The organism is Qipengyuania qiaonensis, assembly GCF_019711515.1.
Classification (GTDB): Bacteria; Pseudomonadota; Alphaproteobacteria; order Sphingomonadales; family Sphingomonadaceae; genus Qipengyuania; species Qipengyuania qiaonensis.
In genome coordinates, this window is sequence record NZ_JAIGNO010000012.1 from 55,519 (window position 1) to 69,224 (window position 13,706).

The 13,706-nt window shown below is 63.0% G+C and carries 15 protein-coding genes and 1 tRNA gene; 8 read left to right on the forward strand and 8 right to left on the reverse strand.

From position 1 onward, the window contains the following. Window positions 1–2 precede the first annotated feature (2 nt). From K3174_RS14400 to recR, 5 genes are all read right to left on the reverse strand, one after another. Window positions 3–371 carry a response regulator gene (locus tag K3174_RS14400; protein WP_221559847.1) on the reverse strand — a complete coding sequence of 123 codons (369 nt, stop codon included), beginning with the start codon at window positions 369–371 and terminating at the stop codon, window positions 3–5. Further along, the gene (locus K3174_RS14405) at window positions 368–1,441 is read right to left on the reverse strand and encodes a PAS domain-containing protein (protein WP_221559848.1); all 1,074 of its coding nucleotides are present in this window, start codon (window positions 1,439–1,441) and stop codon (window positions 368–370) included. Before K3174_RS14405 ends, K3174_RS14400 begins: the two co-directional genes overlap by 4 nt. A 111-nt stretch (window positions 1,442–1,552) precedes the next feature. Next, window positions 1,553–3,004: a DNA recombination protein RmuC gene (locus tag K3174_RS14410; protein WP_221559850.1), complete on the reverse strand. Its 1,452-nt coding sequence runs from the start codon at window positions 3,002–3,004 to the stop codon at window positions 1,553–1,555. A 222-nt stretch (window positions 3,005–3,226) separates the two neighbouring features. Continuing rightward, on the reverse strand, window positions 3,227–3,793 hold the full coding sequence (gene def, locus K3174_RS14415; protein ID WP_221559852.1) for a peptide deformylase: 567 nt from the start codon (window positions 3,791–3,793) through the stop codon (window positions 3,227–3,229). Window positions 3,794–3,855: 62 nt separating this feature from the next. After that, window positions 3,856–4,452, reverse strand: coding sequence for a recombination mediator RecR (gene recR / locus K3174_RS14420; RefSeq protein ID WP_221559855.1), 597 nt, complete (start codon window positions 4,450–4,452; stop codon window positions 3,856–3,858). Between the two features lie 74 nt (window positions 4,453–4,526). Here recR and fmt point away from each other — a divergent pair, with 74 nt between their 5' ends. The 3 genes from fmt (at window position 4,527) to K3174_RS14435 (ending at window position 7,486) form a co-directional block, all read left to right on the forward strand. Then, the gene (gene fmt, locus K3174_RS14425) at window positions 4,527–5,435 is read left to right on the forward strand and encodes a methionyl-tRNA formyltransferase (RefSeq protein WP_221559857.1); all 909 of its coding nucleotides are present in this window, start codon (window positions 4,527–4,529) and stop codon (window positions 5,433–5,435) included. Window positions 5,436–5,541: 106 nt separating this feature from the next. Then, on the forward strand, window positions 5,542–6,291 hold the full coding sequence (gene truA, locus K3174_RS14430) for a tRNA pseudouridine(38-40) synthase TruA (protein WP_221559859.1): 750 nt from the start codon (window positions 5,542–5,544) through the stop codon (window positions 6,289–6,291). Window positions 6,292–6,373: 82 nt separating this feature from the next. Next, a complete protein-coding gene (locus K3174_RS14435; protein WP_221559861.1) occupies window positions 6,374–7,486 on the forward strand; it encodes a zinc-binding dehydrogenase in 1,113 nt (370 codons plus the stop codon). A 3-nt stretch (window positions 7,487–7,489) separates the two neighbouring features. Here K3174_RS14435 and K3174_RS14440 read toward each other — a convergent pair whose 3' ends face one another. Then, window positions 7,490–8,467 carry an asparaginase gene (locus K3174_RS14440; protein ID WP_221559863.1) on the reverse strand — a complete coding sequence of 326 codons (978 nt, stop codon included), beginning with the start codon at window positions 8,465–8,467 and terminating at the stop codon, window positions 7,490–7,492. A gap of 86 nt (window positions 8,468–8,553) precedes the next feature. Between K3174_RS14440 and K3174_RS14445 the strand changes: the two genes are divergently transcribed. Beyond that, window positions 8,554–8,629 (forward strand) — tRNA-Val (locus tag K3174_RS14445). 67 nt (window positions 8,630–8,696) lie between these two features. Here K3174_RS14445 and K3174_RS14450 read toward each other — a convergent pair. Then, the gene (locus K3174_RS14450) at window positions 8,697–9,251 is read right to left on the reverse strand and encodes a TlpA family protein disulfide reductase (RefSeq protein ID WP_345719667.1); all 555 of its coding nucleotides are present in this window, start codon (window positions 9,249–9,251) and stop codon (window positions 8,697–8,699) included. A 16-nt stretch (window positions 9,252–9,267) separates the two neighbouring features. Here K3174_RS14450 and argH point away from each other — a divergent pair, with 16 nt between their 5' ends. The 4 genes from argH to K3174_RS14470 all read left to right on the forward strand — a co-directional run bounded on the left by argH (window position 9,268) and on the right by K3174_RS14470 (window position 12,972). Next, window positions 9,268–10,644: an argininosuccinate lyase gene (gene argH, locus K3174_RS14455; RefSeq protein ID WP_221559868.1), complete on the forward strand. Its 1,377-nt coding sequence runs from the start codon at window positions 9,268–9,270 to the stop codon at window positions 10,642–10,644. Continuing rightward, the gene (locus K3174_RS14460; RefSeq protein WP_221559872.1) at window positions 10,644–10,880 is read left to right on the forward strand and encodes a lipoprotein; all 237 of its coding nucleotides are present in this window, start codon (window positions 10,644–10,646) and stop codon (window positions 10,878–10,880) included. Before argH ends, K3174_RS14460 begins: the two co-directional genes overlap by 1 nt. Window positions 10,881–10,942: 62 nt before the next feature. Continuing rightward, window positions 10,943–12,205: a diaminopimelate decarboxylase gene (gene lysA / locus K3174_RS14465; RefSeq protein ID WP_221559875.1), complete on the forward strand. Its 1,263-nt coding sequence runs from the start codon at window positions 10,943–10,945 to the stop codon at window positions 12,203–12,205. Continuing rightward, entirely contained in the window at window positions 12,205–12,972 is a 768-nt protein-coding gene (locus K3174_RS14470; RefSeq protein ID WP_221559880.1) for a precorrin-2 dehydrogenase/sirohydrochlorin ferrochelatase family protein, read from the forward strand. The genes lysA and K3174_RS14470 overlap by 1 nt, the downstream gene beginning before the upstream one ends. Here K3174_RS14470 and K3174_RS14475 read toward each other — a convergent pair. Beyond that, complete coding sequence (locus K3174_RS14475) at window positions 12,969–13,607, reverse strand: helix-turn-helix domain-containing protein (protein WP_221559882.1); 639 nt, start codon at window positions 13,605–13,607, stop codon at window positions 12,969–12,971. The genes K3174_RS14470 and K3174_RS14475 overlap by 4 nt on opposite strands. Window positions 13,608–13,706 lie beyond the last annotated feature (99 nt).

The window sequence follows — 13,706 nt, forward strand, 5'->3', positions numbered from 1 at the left end:
GTTCAACAACAGGCCGCTTGAAGCTCGCCGTTCGGTCCCAGCAGCCTGGACACGACGTTTTCGGCGCCGCTCGGCTTGGCAAGGATGGGTGCTTCCAGATCGCGCAACGCCTCGCCCGTCCGGTCCAGATCGCCGGTGTGGAGCAGGAATGGAATGTCCCGTTTCTTGAGCTCGAGGGCCACGGCTTCGCAGGTTTCGCCCTTGCCGAGATTTACGTCCAGCACGGCGCCGTGAAACTCGGTGCTCTGGATGGCGTCGAAAGCTTCCTTGCAGCAAACCGTTACGATGACGTCGGCGCCTGCATCCTCGAATGCCAGTTGCAGGTCCATCGCGATCAGCGGCTCGTCTTCGAGAATGAGGATGCATGTCATGATTTGATTGGCAGCGAGACCCTGGCCCGCAAACCGTCTTCCTCCCATATGCGATCGAGCGTGCCGCGCGAATAGGTCAGCAGCCGTTCGGCGATGTCGAAGCCCGTGCCGGATGTTTCCGGTTCCGATTCGATGCGCGGACCGCCCGTTTCTTTCCAGTCGATCACGAGCGACTGGCGGTCGTGCCGGTCTTCCTCATGGTGCCACGACACGGCGATCACGCCCGCACCGTTGGACAAGGCCCCGTATTTCGAGGCGTTGGTGGCCAGCTCGTGCAAGGTCAGCCCGAGAGCGGAGACGGCGTTCGGTTCGGTCCGGGCGCCGTTCCCGTCGAACCGGATGCGGTTGCCTTCGGGATCGTAGGGATCGAGGACGGCGCGGATCGCCTGCCCCACCTCGATCGTACCCAGCACGGCATCGTCGAGCGTCGGTTCGTATGCCCTGCCCAAGGCCTGGATGCGCTCGTTTATCTTGCCGGTCACATGGCGCGCATCCATCGCCCGGCCGGTAATGTTCACAATGCCGCCAATGACCGCGAAGACGTTCTTCAGCCGGTGCGACACCTCGCGCGCCATCGCCTTGGCATGCCGTTCCTCGGCCCGGGCCAGATGGATGTCGGTGACGTCCCACTGACTGCCGAAGAAGTAGCGCAGTTCGCCATGCTCGTCATAGATCGGGCCGAGATGCAGCGCGTTCCAGAAAGTGGACCCGTCCTTGCGATAATTCAGCAGTTCGACGACCAGCACCTCTTCGGTGCGGATCGCTTCGCGAATTTTCGCAACCTGTTCCTGATTCGTCCTCGGCCCCTGCAGAAAGCGGCAATTGCGCCCGACGATCTCTTCCTGCTTGTACCCGGTAAGCCGTTCGAACGCCGTGTTGCAGAAGACGATCGGATCGTTCTCCAACCGGGGATCGGTCAGGCACACGGCCATGCGCGTCTGGGCCATGGCCTGCTCGAAAAGCAGGCCGGAGGCCCCACTGAAATTGTCTTTCTCGGCGTTGAACGGGCGACCGGCCTCCTGGGCCTGTTCGAAAATATCGCGCGTTCCATCGCCGTTGCCGCGATGCATTAAAAGACTTCCCGCAACTAGGTTTCTGGCAGATCACTACCCAAACGGAGGTGATCTCGTTGCAGTAGCAACACCAGGAATGCAGGTAAGGTTCCGGTTTTTCTGCGATACCTATTCTGCGGCCTCGCGCGCCGTGTCGCCGGCATCCTCTGTCTGCGCGGCATCTTCGGCGTTGTAACGCGGGGTGGCCTCGACCAGGGGGACCTCCTCGATCTCGCGCTTGCCGATCTCGATTCCCTTCTCGTGCAGGCGGCGACCGGCGGAGAGTACGTTCCGCTCGAAGCTGCCGACGAACTTGTTGTAATTGTTGACTGCGGTTTCCAGCCCGCCGCCGACGCGCTTCATATGTTCGGCAGCGACCGCCAGCCGGTCGTAAAGTTCCGCCCCCGCCTTGCCGATTTCCACTGCTTCGCGCGCGATCGTATCCTGCCGCCACACCTGCGCCACGGTGCGCGCGATGGCGACGAGATTGGTGGGCGTTGCCAGCAACACCTTGTTGCGAAAGGCAAAGTCCCACAATTCGGGATCGTGTTCGAGCGCGGCGGCCACGAAATGCTCGCCCGGCACGAACATCACCACATAGTCCGGCGTATCGTCGAACTGGCTCTGATAGCTCTTCGATCCCAGCGTCTGCACATGATTGCGCATCGATTTGGCATGCAGGTCCAGGTGGCGAACGCGCTCGTTCTCGTCGTCGGCCTCGAACGCCGCCTGATAGGCATTGAGCGAAACCTTGGCGTCGATCACCAGCTTCTTCTGCCCCGGAACATGGACCACCGCATCGGGCCGCAAGCGGCCTTCATCGGTCTCGATCGAATGTTCCAGATCGAAATCGGTGTGCTCGGAAAGTCCGCATTGTTCGAGCACGTTCTGCAGCGCCCGCTCGCCCCAGCGTCCGCGCGCCTTGGGTGCGTTGGTGAGGCTGTTGCCAAGCCGCTGCGCCTCGCGCCGCACCTCTTCCTGCCCGCGCTGCATTTCGGTGATCTGCTGGTGGAGCCGCCCGAAGGCATCGGTGCGCTTCTCCTCCAGCGCAGCCACCTGTTTTTCATAGGCTTCCAGTCGCTTGCCCACCGGGTCGAGCAGCGCGCGCAGCTTTTCCTCGCTCGTCTTTTCCGAATGCCCCAGCCGCTCGTTCGCACGTTCGAGAAACGCCTCCTGCGCCTTCGACAGCACGGCCGACCCGGTGTTCTGGAATTCCTTGAGCAATTCCCCGCGCGCCTCGATCAGCAGCCGCTTCTGCTCATCGAAATTGGCCGTCTTTTCCTTGAGCGTGGCGAGCTCGGCGCCGAGCTCGCCATTGCTGCGCCGCAGGTTCTCCAGCGCCGCCTCATGGGCCTGGCGCGTGTCGCGCAGCTCGGCATCGAGCGCATCGGCCCGCCCCGCCCGCACGGTGGCATTTTCCAGCTCGACGATCGCCCTGCGAAACTTCTCCTCCGTCTCGCGCGCCTCTCCATCGCGCTCCTCATGGCGCGCTTTCCAATCGGCCACGGGCCGCGAACCCAGAAACCATCCCAGACCTGCCCCCACGAGCAGCGCCACAATTGCAATGACTGCCATTTCCATGCCGCCAGACTATGCGGAACACATGAAGAACGCCACCCCCTTTCCTACATCAATCCCCGGAGTTAGCTTCGTATCGGTTCTTTCTAATCGTAGGCCACGCCAGATCGGCCCTTCCCCATGGAAAAAGGGGCGGCGCTGGATGTACTTGATCAACTTGCACAGCAAAAAGGCGATCCGCTGCTGCGAATCGCCTCTTCGAAATCCGTAATTGTGTAGGAGAGGCTATGCCGCCTCGCGCATCTTCTTCAGTTTTTTGAGCGCCATGTTGCGCTTCAGGCGCGAGAGATGGTCGATGAAGAGAATGCCTTCCAGATGGTCCATCTCGTGCTGGATGCAGGTGGCCATCAGGCCGTCCATATCCTCTTCATGCGTTTCGCCTTCGAGGTCCTGGTACCGCACGCGGCACGTGGCCGGGCGATCGACGTCGGCGAAGATTTCGGGGACCGACAGGCAGCCTTCCTGATAGCTGGCCAGTTCTTCCGCCGGGTCGAGGATTTCGGGGTTCACGAAGACCCTTGGCTCGTTCTTCGTCGGATAATGGACGTGGTCGTGCCCGTCGTGATTGCACGGCTCGGGCTCGGCTTCCTCGTCTTCGGGCTGAAGGTCGATCACCAGCACGCGCTTGGGCACGCCGACCTGAATCGCGGCGAGGCCGATGCCGGGCGCGGCATACATGGTTTCGAACATGTCTGAGACAAGTTCCTTCAACTCGTCATCGAACGCAGTCACCGGTTCGGACACGGTTTTGAGCCGGGGATCCGGCACTTCGAGGATTTGTCTTATCGCCATGGCGCCAAGATATGCGCGACGGGCCGTTTATTCAATGTGAATAGGGCGCACAGAGTAATCGGTCAGCCAACCGGCCGCCGCGCCCTCAACGCCTGCGCCAGCGTGCCTTCGTCGAGATAATCGAGCTCGCCGCCGACCGGCAGACCATGCGCGAGCTGGGTGATGCGCACGGGATAGTCCTCGAGCCGCTCGGCCAGGTAGTGGGCGGTGGTCTGCCCTTCGAGCGTGGCATTCATGGCGAGAACCACCTCGTCCACCCCGCCCTCCTCGACGCGAGCGAGGAGTTGGGCGATGTTGAGATCTTCGGGCCGCACGCCATCCAGCGCCGACAGCTTGCCGCCGAGCACGTGATATGTGCCGGTGAACAACTTGGCCCGGTCGAGCGCCCACAGATCGGCAACGTCCTCGACCACGCACAGGGATTTGGTGTCGCGGCGCGGATCGGCGCAGATACCGCAGGGATCGGTCGTATCGACATTGCCGCAAATGTCGCATTCGACCAGCGCCTCGCCCACCGTCGCCAGCGCTTCGAGCAGGGCCGGAAGCGCGCTTTCGCGGCGCTTGACCAGCCACAACACCGCGCGCCGTGCACTGCGCGGCCCGAGGCCGGGCAGCCGGGCCAGCGCGGCGGCCAGCGTCTCGATCTCTTGCGATGCCATGGCCCGACAGATAGGGGCGCCAGCGGAACAGAGAAAGACCCTTCGACAAGCTCAGGGCATACGGGACCTTATTTGTGCGCATAATCTTCATGGGAACGCCGGAATTCGCGGTGCCAACATTGCAGGCGCTGGTCGATGCGGCGCATGAAGTGGTCTGCGTCTACACCCAGCCGCCCCGCCCCGGCGGGCGGCGCGGAAAGGAACTGACGAAGACACCGGTGCATCAACGGGCCAGCGATCTCGGGATCAAGGTGCGGCATCCCAAATCGCTCAAATCGGCGGAAGAGCAGACGGCTTTCGCCGGGCTCGATGCCGATGTGGCGGTAGTCGCGGCTTATGGCCTGATCCTGCCGCAGCCGATTCTCGATGCACCGAAGCACGGCTGCCTCAACGTGCACGCCTCGATCCTGCCGAAATGGCGCGGGGCGGCACCGATCCACCGCGCGGTGATGGCGGGCGATGCCGTGACGGGCGTCACGATCATGCAGATGGAAGCAGGGCTCGATACCGGCCCGATGATCACCTTCGCGCGCACGCAGATCGAGGACAAGACCACCGGCGAACTGACCGAGGAACTGGCCGAGATCGGCGCACAGCTAATGGTCGGCACACTCATCGATCTGGCCGCTCTGCACCCGCTCGAGCAGGACGATGAGGACGCCACCTACGCCGCCAAGATCGACAAGGCCGAGGCGCGGATCGACTGGGACCGTCCGGCCGCCGAAGTCGTGCGCCAGATCCACGGCCTGTCGCCCTTCCCCGGTGCCTGGTTCGAACTCGACGGAACCCGCGTGAAGCTGCTGCGAGCCGAGGTGGCGGAGGGTTCGGGCAAGCCCGGCGAGATAATCGACGAACGCCTCGCCATCGCCTGCAGCGAGGGAGCCGTTCGCCCGGTCGAACTGCAGCGCGCAGGCAAGCCGAAAATGGATCTCAACACCTTCCTGCGCGGCAATGCGGTGGCATCGGGTACGGTGCTGGGGTGAGGCCGGCGACTATGCTTCGACAGGCTCGGCATGAGCGGATGGGGGTACATCACCAAGCCCCGCTCAGCCTGAGCCTGTCGCAGGCCATACGCCGACAGCCATGCCCATGACCCGCTTCGCGCTCACTCTCGAGTTCGACGGCACGCCGTTTTTCGGCCTGCAGCGCCAGAAAGACGGGCCAAGTGTGCAGCAGGCGGTTGAAGAGGCCGCGCAGCGCGTACTCGGCAAGGACGTCCGGCTCCACAGCGCCGGGCGCACCGACACCGGCGTCCACGCGCTCGCCATGCGCAGCCACATCGATATCGACAAGGCCATCGAACCATTCCGCCTGATGGAAGCGCTGAACGCGCATCTGCGGCCCGATCCGATCGCCGTAACGCATTGCGAGGCGGTGCCCGACGACTGGCATGCACGCTTCTCCTGCATCGGGCGTGCATATGTCTATCGCATCGCCAATCGCCGTGCGCCACTGACCCTCGACAAGGACCGGTTGTGGCAGGTCCCGCAGGATCTCGACCACGGCGCGATGCACCGCGCCGCGGAGGCGCTCATCGGGCTGCACGATTTTACCACCTTCCGGTCGGTCCATTGCCAGTCGGACAGTCCGGTCAAGACACTTGATAAGCTCGAAGTCGAGCGGGACGGCGACGAGGTGCGCATCCATGCCGAGGCGCGCAGTTTCCTCCACCACCAGGTGCGCAGCATGGTCGGTTGCCTCGCGCTCGTCGGCATGGGCCGCTGGCGCGAAGAGCAGGTGGCCGAAGCACTCGCAGCGCGCGACCGGCAAGCGCTCGGCCTCAACGCCCCGCCGCACGGGCTTTATTTCGTTCGGGCGGTCTATCCCGAAGACGCTTGACCTAACGTCACTCTAGCCAATCCCGGTTTCGGGGCGTAGCGAGACCCGCAACGAGTTTCGTATTGCAACGAAAGGAAGCAGGATGGCCACCACAGGCAAGCAGCTATTCACCACGCTCGAAGCGGACGGCACGCTCACGGTTGAGATCGCAGATACGACGTTTCCGGAGCCCACGGGCAACCAGGTGCTGGTCAAAATGGAGGCTGCGCCGATCAACCCGTCCGATCTTGCGATTCTGACAGGCGCGGCCGATTTCGAGAATGCGGAATACTCGCCGGGCAAGGTCGTCGCCAAGATGCCCGAACCGTTCAATAGCGGCCAGAAAGCCCGTCACGGACAGCGCCTGCCGGCAGGCAACGAAGGCGCAGGGACCGTCGTCGCGGCCGGCGATTCGGACATGGCCAAAGCGCTGATGGGCCAGCGAGTCGCCTGCGTCCCGGGCACTGCCTATAGCGAATACGCGATTGCCGACGCCGCCATGTGTCTGCCGCTGGGCGACCACAGTTCGGAAGCCGGCGCCTCGAGCTTCGTCAATCCGATGACCGCGTTGGGCTTTGCCGAGAACGCCAAGATGGATGGCCAGAAGGCGATCCTCCACACGGTCGGCGCCTCGAACCTCGGGCAGATGCTGGTCAAGATCTGCCAGGAAGACGACCTCGGTCTGGTCAATATCGTCCGCAAGCAGGAGCAGGTCGATTTGCTGAAGGGCCTCGGCGCGACCCATGTCGTCAATTCCTCGGATGCTGACTACATGGCCAACCTCAAGGCGGCGATCGACGAAACCGATGCCTTTTACGGCTTTGATCCGATCGGTGGCGGGCAAATGGTCGATACCTGTTTCAAGGCAATGGAACAGGTTGCCGTGTCGAAGATGGCCGAATATTCGCGCTACGGATCGAACCAGCAGAAGCGGATGTTCATCTATGGCCGTCTCGATTTCGGGCCGACTACATTGACGCCAAGCTACGGTTTCGGCTGGACGCTGTCTGGCTGGCTGCTGACGCCGTTCCTGCAAAACGCAGGTATGGAAACGGTGATGCGGATGAGGAAGCGCGTGCTCGACAATCTCACTTCCACTTTCGCCAGCAGTTACAAGACCAGGGTCGACCTCGAAGGCATGCTGACCAGGGATGCAATCCTCGATTATCGCCAGATGAAGACCGGCGAGAAATATCTCGTCGTGCCGAACGGCTAGGGATTATCGCCCGTCGAAAGCGCGCTGGATGGCGGCGGGATCGGTCTCGCCGCCCGCGACCAGCATCTGCAGCAAGATGCGCGCTTTCTGCGGGTTGAGCGCACGCGCAGCTACGAAACCGTTGGCGTCGTCTTCGGGCTCGCGGTCGACCAGCCCCTCGTTTGCACGGCTGGCGCGCACCACTGCAACGCCGCGCCGCGCAAGCTTAACCAGTTCCTGCCGCACGCTTTCGGGCATATTTCCTTCACCCACACCGGCGAGGATCACGCCGCTTGTGGATTTTCCGATCTGCCGGGCGATGCTCGGACCATCCAGCCCGGCGTATGCGTAGACGATTTCCACTTGGGGCAGTTCGTCCGGCAAAGCAAAACCGGCAGAGGTATCGCTACGCCACGGCGCACCGAACCAGTCGAGCGAGGCGGGCGTGACGAGGCCGACCGATTCGCGCGGAAAACCGCGAAACGCCTCGGTTCCGCGCGTGCGCACCTTGTAAACGTCGCGCGCGGCGAATACCCGGTCGCCCATGACGACCAGCACGCCGCGCCCTGCGGCCTGCCGGTCGCTGGCCACGCGCACGGCATTGGCGAAATTTCTGAGGCCGTCATAGCCAACCGCGTCGGCAGGCCGCATTGCGCCAACGATCACGACCGGCTTCGTCGCCGGAAGGGTCAGGTCGAGCAGGAAAGCCGTTTCCTCCAGCGTGTCGGTCCCATGAGTGACAATAACGCCGTCACAGTCCTCGTCGCCCAGGCCCGCCATCGCGGCTGAATGAAGCGGATGCCAGACATGCGGCCCGATATCCGCCGAGTCGATATTGGCAATCTGCGTACCGGAAAGCTCGGCCTCAAGCCCCAGGCCGCCGACCCGTTCGAGGTACTCCTCGATCCCGATCTCGCCCGCGCGATAATCATGCGCAATGGCGCTACCGGCGATCCCGGCGATGGTGCCACCGGTGGCGAGAACGGTCAGCTTGGTCGTCATGCGCAGGCGCCTAGCGTCGGCAATGCAATCTCGGCAATTGATTTTGAAGATTTGGGCGCTATGAGCAGCACTCCCGCAAACGGAGCGGGCGCTTAGCTCAGTTGGTAGAGCATCTCGTTTACACCGAGAGGGTCGGCGGTTCGAGCCCGTCAGCGCCCACCAATTTTCGTGACGCGGCCATGCAAGCGCATGGCTCTATACGAAGTACCTTATTGCCGGCGATGAGCCGCTAAGTCCCGATCGCTTCGTCGATTGCCGCGCGCGCTTCTTCCGAAGACCAGTCGTATTCGCCCTGCACGCGCCACACTTCGGTGCCTCGCGCATCGTAGAGCACGGTGGTCGGCATCACCCCTCCGCCAATCGCGAAGCCGAGATCGTTGGCTGGATCGAGCCAGGGTTCCAGATTGGCGTAACCTCCCTTGGCGAAGAACGGCGCGACCGCTTTGGCACCCTGCATGTCCTGGCTGACGGTCAGCACTTTCAGCCGGCCATCATATTCGTCGGCAAGCGCGTCGAGCAATGGCATTTCCTTGACGCAGGGTGCACACCACGTGGCCCACAAGTTGAGTAGGGTGGGCGTGTTGAGAGCGCTGCGCTTGAGGACGTTGCCCTCCGTATCTTCCAACCGGAACTCCGGCATGGCAGCTCCAGCCTCGCTCACATCGATTTCGCCGGTTGGCATTGGCGAAGTGCTGCTTTCTTGCGCCTTTTCCGGAGCGCCACTATCGCAGCCCGCGACAGCAAGACCGAGGACGATGGCTAGCGTGAACGACAAGCGGGACACGAAAAACTCCAACAGCATGTGGGGCGGCAGGTTCGCCGAAGGGCCTAGCGCGATCATGCGCGAAATCAATGCCTCGATCCCGTTCGACAAGGCGCTGTGGCGCGAGGATATCGCCGGCAGCCGAGCCCATGTCGCAATGCTCGCAAGGCAGGGCATCGTCTCCGTCGCCGACGCAATGGCGATTGACGAGGGGCTGCAGCAGGTTGCAGCCGAGTACGAGCGCGACGGGGTGCCCGAAGACTGGGACCTCGAAGACATCCACATGACCGTGGAATCGCGTCTGACCGAGATAGTCGGCCCCGCGGCTGGCCGTCTTCACACGGCCCGCAGCCGTAACGACCAGGTCGCCACCGATTTTCGCATGTGGGTGCGGAGCGCCATGCAGCGCGCTCTCGCGGGTATCGATGCGCTTCTCGGCGCGCTGGTCGAACGGGCGGAAGAGCATGCCGACAGCATCATGCCGGGCTTCACGCACTTGCAGACAGCGCAGCCGGTAACGCTCGGCCATCACCTGCTGGCCTATTTCGAAATGCTCATGCGCGACCGTTCGCGCTTTGCCGATGCGCTGGAACGGATGAACGAATGTCCGCTCGGCTCGGCTGCTTTGGCGGGAACGGGATTCGATCTCGATCGGGAGATGACTGCCGAAGCGCTCGGCTTTGCGCGGCCCACGCGCAACAGTCTCGACGCCGTGTCCGACAGGGACTTCGCGCTCGATTACCTCATGGCCGCAAGCCAGTGCTCGCTTCACCTGAGCCGTCTGGCGGAAGAATTCATTATCTGGGCGAGCCAGCCCTTTGGCTTCGTCAAGCTGCCCGACACGCTTTCGACCGGCAGTTCCATCATGCCGCAAAAACGCAATCCCGATGCGGCAGAGCTCGTTCGCGGACATGCAGGTCGAGTGATCGGCTGCGCGACCAGCCTGATGGTTACGATGAAGGGCCTTCCGCTCGCATATTCAAAAGACATGCAGGACGACAAGCCGCCGGTTTTCGAAGCTGCCGGCTTGCTGGATCTCAGCCTTGCCGCAATGGCCGGGATGGTGGCCGACAGCGGGTTCGACACCATCCGCATGCGCAAGGCCGCCGAAGCCGGTCATGCCACTGCGACCGATCTTGCCGATTGGCTCGTGCGGCAGGCGGATATTCCGTTCCGCGAAGCGCATCACATCACCGGAGCCGCAGTCAAGCTCGCCGACGAGAAAGGCGTAGCACTCGACGGTCTGTCCATAAATGACTTGCAGGCGATCGACAGGCGGATCGACGAGCGCGTGTTCGAAGCCCTTTCGGTCGATGCCTCCGTTGCGGCGCGCGCATCCTATGGCGGGACCGCACCGGTTCGCGTAAGGGAACAGGTAGCTGTGGCAAAAAAGCGCCTCGGCACGGAGGATTAATGCGTAACTGGGTCGCCCTCGCCGCTATCGTGATGCTCGGCGCATGCGGACAAAAGTCTGCGTTGGAACCGGTCGAGGGGGCGTCGCTGCCACCGGCACCCTACGGCGCCGAAGTACAGCCGACCGCCGACGAATTGCTGGAACTCGATCCGGAAGCGGCACCCGATCGCAGTGTCGAACTCCGCACGCGGTCCGAGGAGCGCGAAGACGACCCCTTCGACCTCCCGCCGGAGTAATTTCAGCACCGGAAGCAAGGCTTGCTCGACAGCGGAGCGCGCTTTCGGCAGAGGCATCAGCCATGGACCATTTCCAGCTTCGAAACGGCGTGCTCCATGCCGAGAACGTGCCGCTGTTGCGCATCGCGGACGAGGTAGGCACCCCGGTATACGTCTATTCGCGCGCCACGCTCGAGCGGCATGCCCGTGTATTCCGTGAGGCACTGTCCGGTGTCGAGAATCCGCACATCGCCTTTGCAGTCAAAGCCAATCCCAACCTGGCGGTGCTCAGGGTTCTCGCGAATGAGGGCTATGGCGCCGATGTGGTGTCGGGCGGTGAACTGGCCCGTGCGCTGGCCGCGGGAATGAAGCCTGAAGACATCGTCTTCTCCGGTGTCGGCAAGACCCATTCCGAGCTGTTGCGGGGGCTTGAGGAAGGTATCGGTCAGTTCAATATCGAAAGTGAAGAAGAGGGTTACGAACTTGCCGCCATCGCCCAGCGGCACGGCCGACGGGCAGCCTGTGCACTGCGGGTAAATCCGGACGTCGACGCCCGGACACACGAAAAGATTTCGACCGGCAAGCGCGAAAACAAGTTCGGGGTCCCGCTCGACCGGGCAGCGGAAATATACACCCGTCTGTCCAGCGAAAACGGACTCGAAATGCGCGGTGTGGCTGTCCACATCGGCAGCCAGCTATCGACGCTGGAGCCCCTCGAGACGGCCTTCGAGAAAGTCGGGGCTCTGATCGCGGAACTGCGTGCCAATGGCGGCAATGTCACGCACGCCGATCTCGGAGGGGGACTGGGGGTGCCTTACAAGACGGGCGAACACATGCCCTCACCCGCCGAATACGGCGCGATGGTCGCGCGTGTGACCAAGGGCTGGAACGTCCGCCTCATGTTCGAACCGGGTCGCGTGATTGCAGGCAATGCCGGTGTGCTGCTCACCCGAGTGATCCGCTCCAAGCGCAGCGGCAACGGCCCGCCCTTCGTGGTGGTGGATGCGGCAATGAACGATCTCGCTCGGCCCGCCATGTATGGTGCGTGGCATGATTTCGATGCAGTCGCGCCATCCGGCGACAAGATGACTGCGCATATAGTCGGGCCGATCTGCGAAACCGGCGATACCTTCGCTATGGATCGCGAATGCGATGCGTTGGTGGCGGGCGATCTGGCCGTATTCCGCACGGCAGGCGCCTACGGCGCAACCATGGCGTCCTCCTATAATTCGCGGGGCTTCGTGGCCGAAACACTGGTAGATGGCGATCGCTATGCCGTCGTTGCCGATCGCATTGCCGCAGCTGCAATAATGGATGCCGAGCGGGTTCCGGAGTGGCTGGACTGATGCACTCGCTGCCGCTCTTCCACCGCATCTCCGGACAGCGTGTGGTGGTGGTTGGCAGCGGCGACATGGCGGAAGCCAAAGCTCGGCTGGTCGGACGGGCTGGCGGCATACCTTGCCCCGAAACCGAAGCGCATCATGCGCGATTGGCCTTCGTGGCAATGCCGGATCGCCGTGCTGCAGAGAATACCGCAAGACGCCTTAAGGACGCCGGCTTGCTAGTGAATGTGGCTGACCGGCCAGACCTGTGCGATTTCACGCTACCCAGCGTGCTCGACCGCGATCCCGTGCTGGTGGCGGTCAGCACGGGCGGCGCATCGGCGGGGCTTGCCAAGCATCTACGCCTTCGGCTTGAGACTATCCTGCCACAGACCCTGGGCCCGCTGGCGACTTCCCTGTCCGCGGCGCGGGAACGGATGCGCGCACGTTTCCAGGATAGCACCGCGCGCAGAAGAGCAATCGACGCTGCTCTTCAGGAAGGCGGTCCCCTGGATCCGTTCGAACCATTCGGTGCCGCAGCACTGGACAATTGGCTGGAAAGTCAAACGGTCGGAACGGATCGGCGCGTCGAGGAATTCGCCCTTTCCAGTGACGACCCAGACGATCTTACCCTGCGCCAGGCCCGTGCTTTGGGCAAAGCGGATAACGTGCTGCACGACGCCGCGATTTCCGAAGCAATACTCGCTCGCGCTCGCGCCGATGCGAAGCGCGAACCCCTTCCGGCAACACCGCCAAGCAAGGGATTTACCGTCGTCCTCCGCCGCGGCTAGGCAATAGCCAGTTCGCCGACACCTACCTCGGTGAAATAGCGCGCCATGGTATCGGCAGTGTTGTCTGCCAGCGCGATATAGGCGCGGCGCCGATCGTGCGGATCGGATACGCGGACCAGCAATTCGGAATCGACCATCTGGCCAATCCAGCGCAACGCGGTTGTGGCGGGAACGCCGGCTGCGATGCACAGGGAAGTGACGCTGACCCGCCGACGTTCCGACCGTGCGGCCGAAAGGTCGAGCAGAATGTCCCAGGCCGGATCGGCAAACAGTTCGACATCGAAATAGCGAGCGCGCAATTGCCGAGCCTTGATCAGCTTGCGGATAATCGAGGAATCCGGAAGGCGGGGCCGATCCTCCATTCTGCGGTTTGCCGCGCGCGATTCGCCCTCGCCATGCCAGGCCGGTGTCGGGGATTCGAAGCGGAATGCACCACCGCCTGCACGTTGTCCCGGCGCAAGCTTCTCCAGCCGCTCGGCAATACGGCCGACCTGTTCGGTCAAGCGCAGCAGCATCAGCCGATCCTCCTCGCCCATTTCACGCAGGCGCAGGTTCGGAACATGTGCAAGCACACGGCCGATCGCAATTACCCGTTCCGCCCTGCCCGGATCGACCAGGATTTGCGCCGCGGACATCGAAAAACAGCCGAAAACGCTGTCTAGGGTCTGTGGGGATTCATTTTGAATTGAGGATTGCGGCGGCGAGGTAGATCATGGCGGCGAAGCTCTGATCGG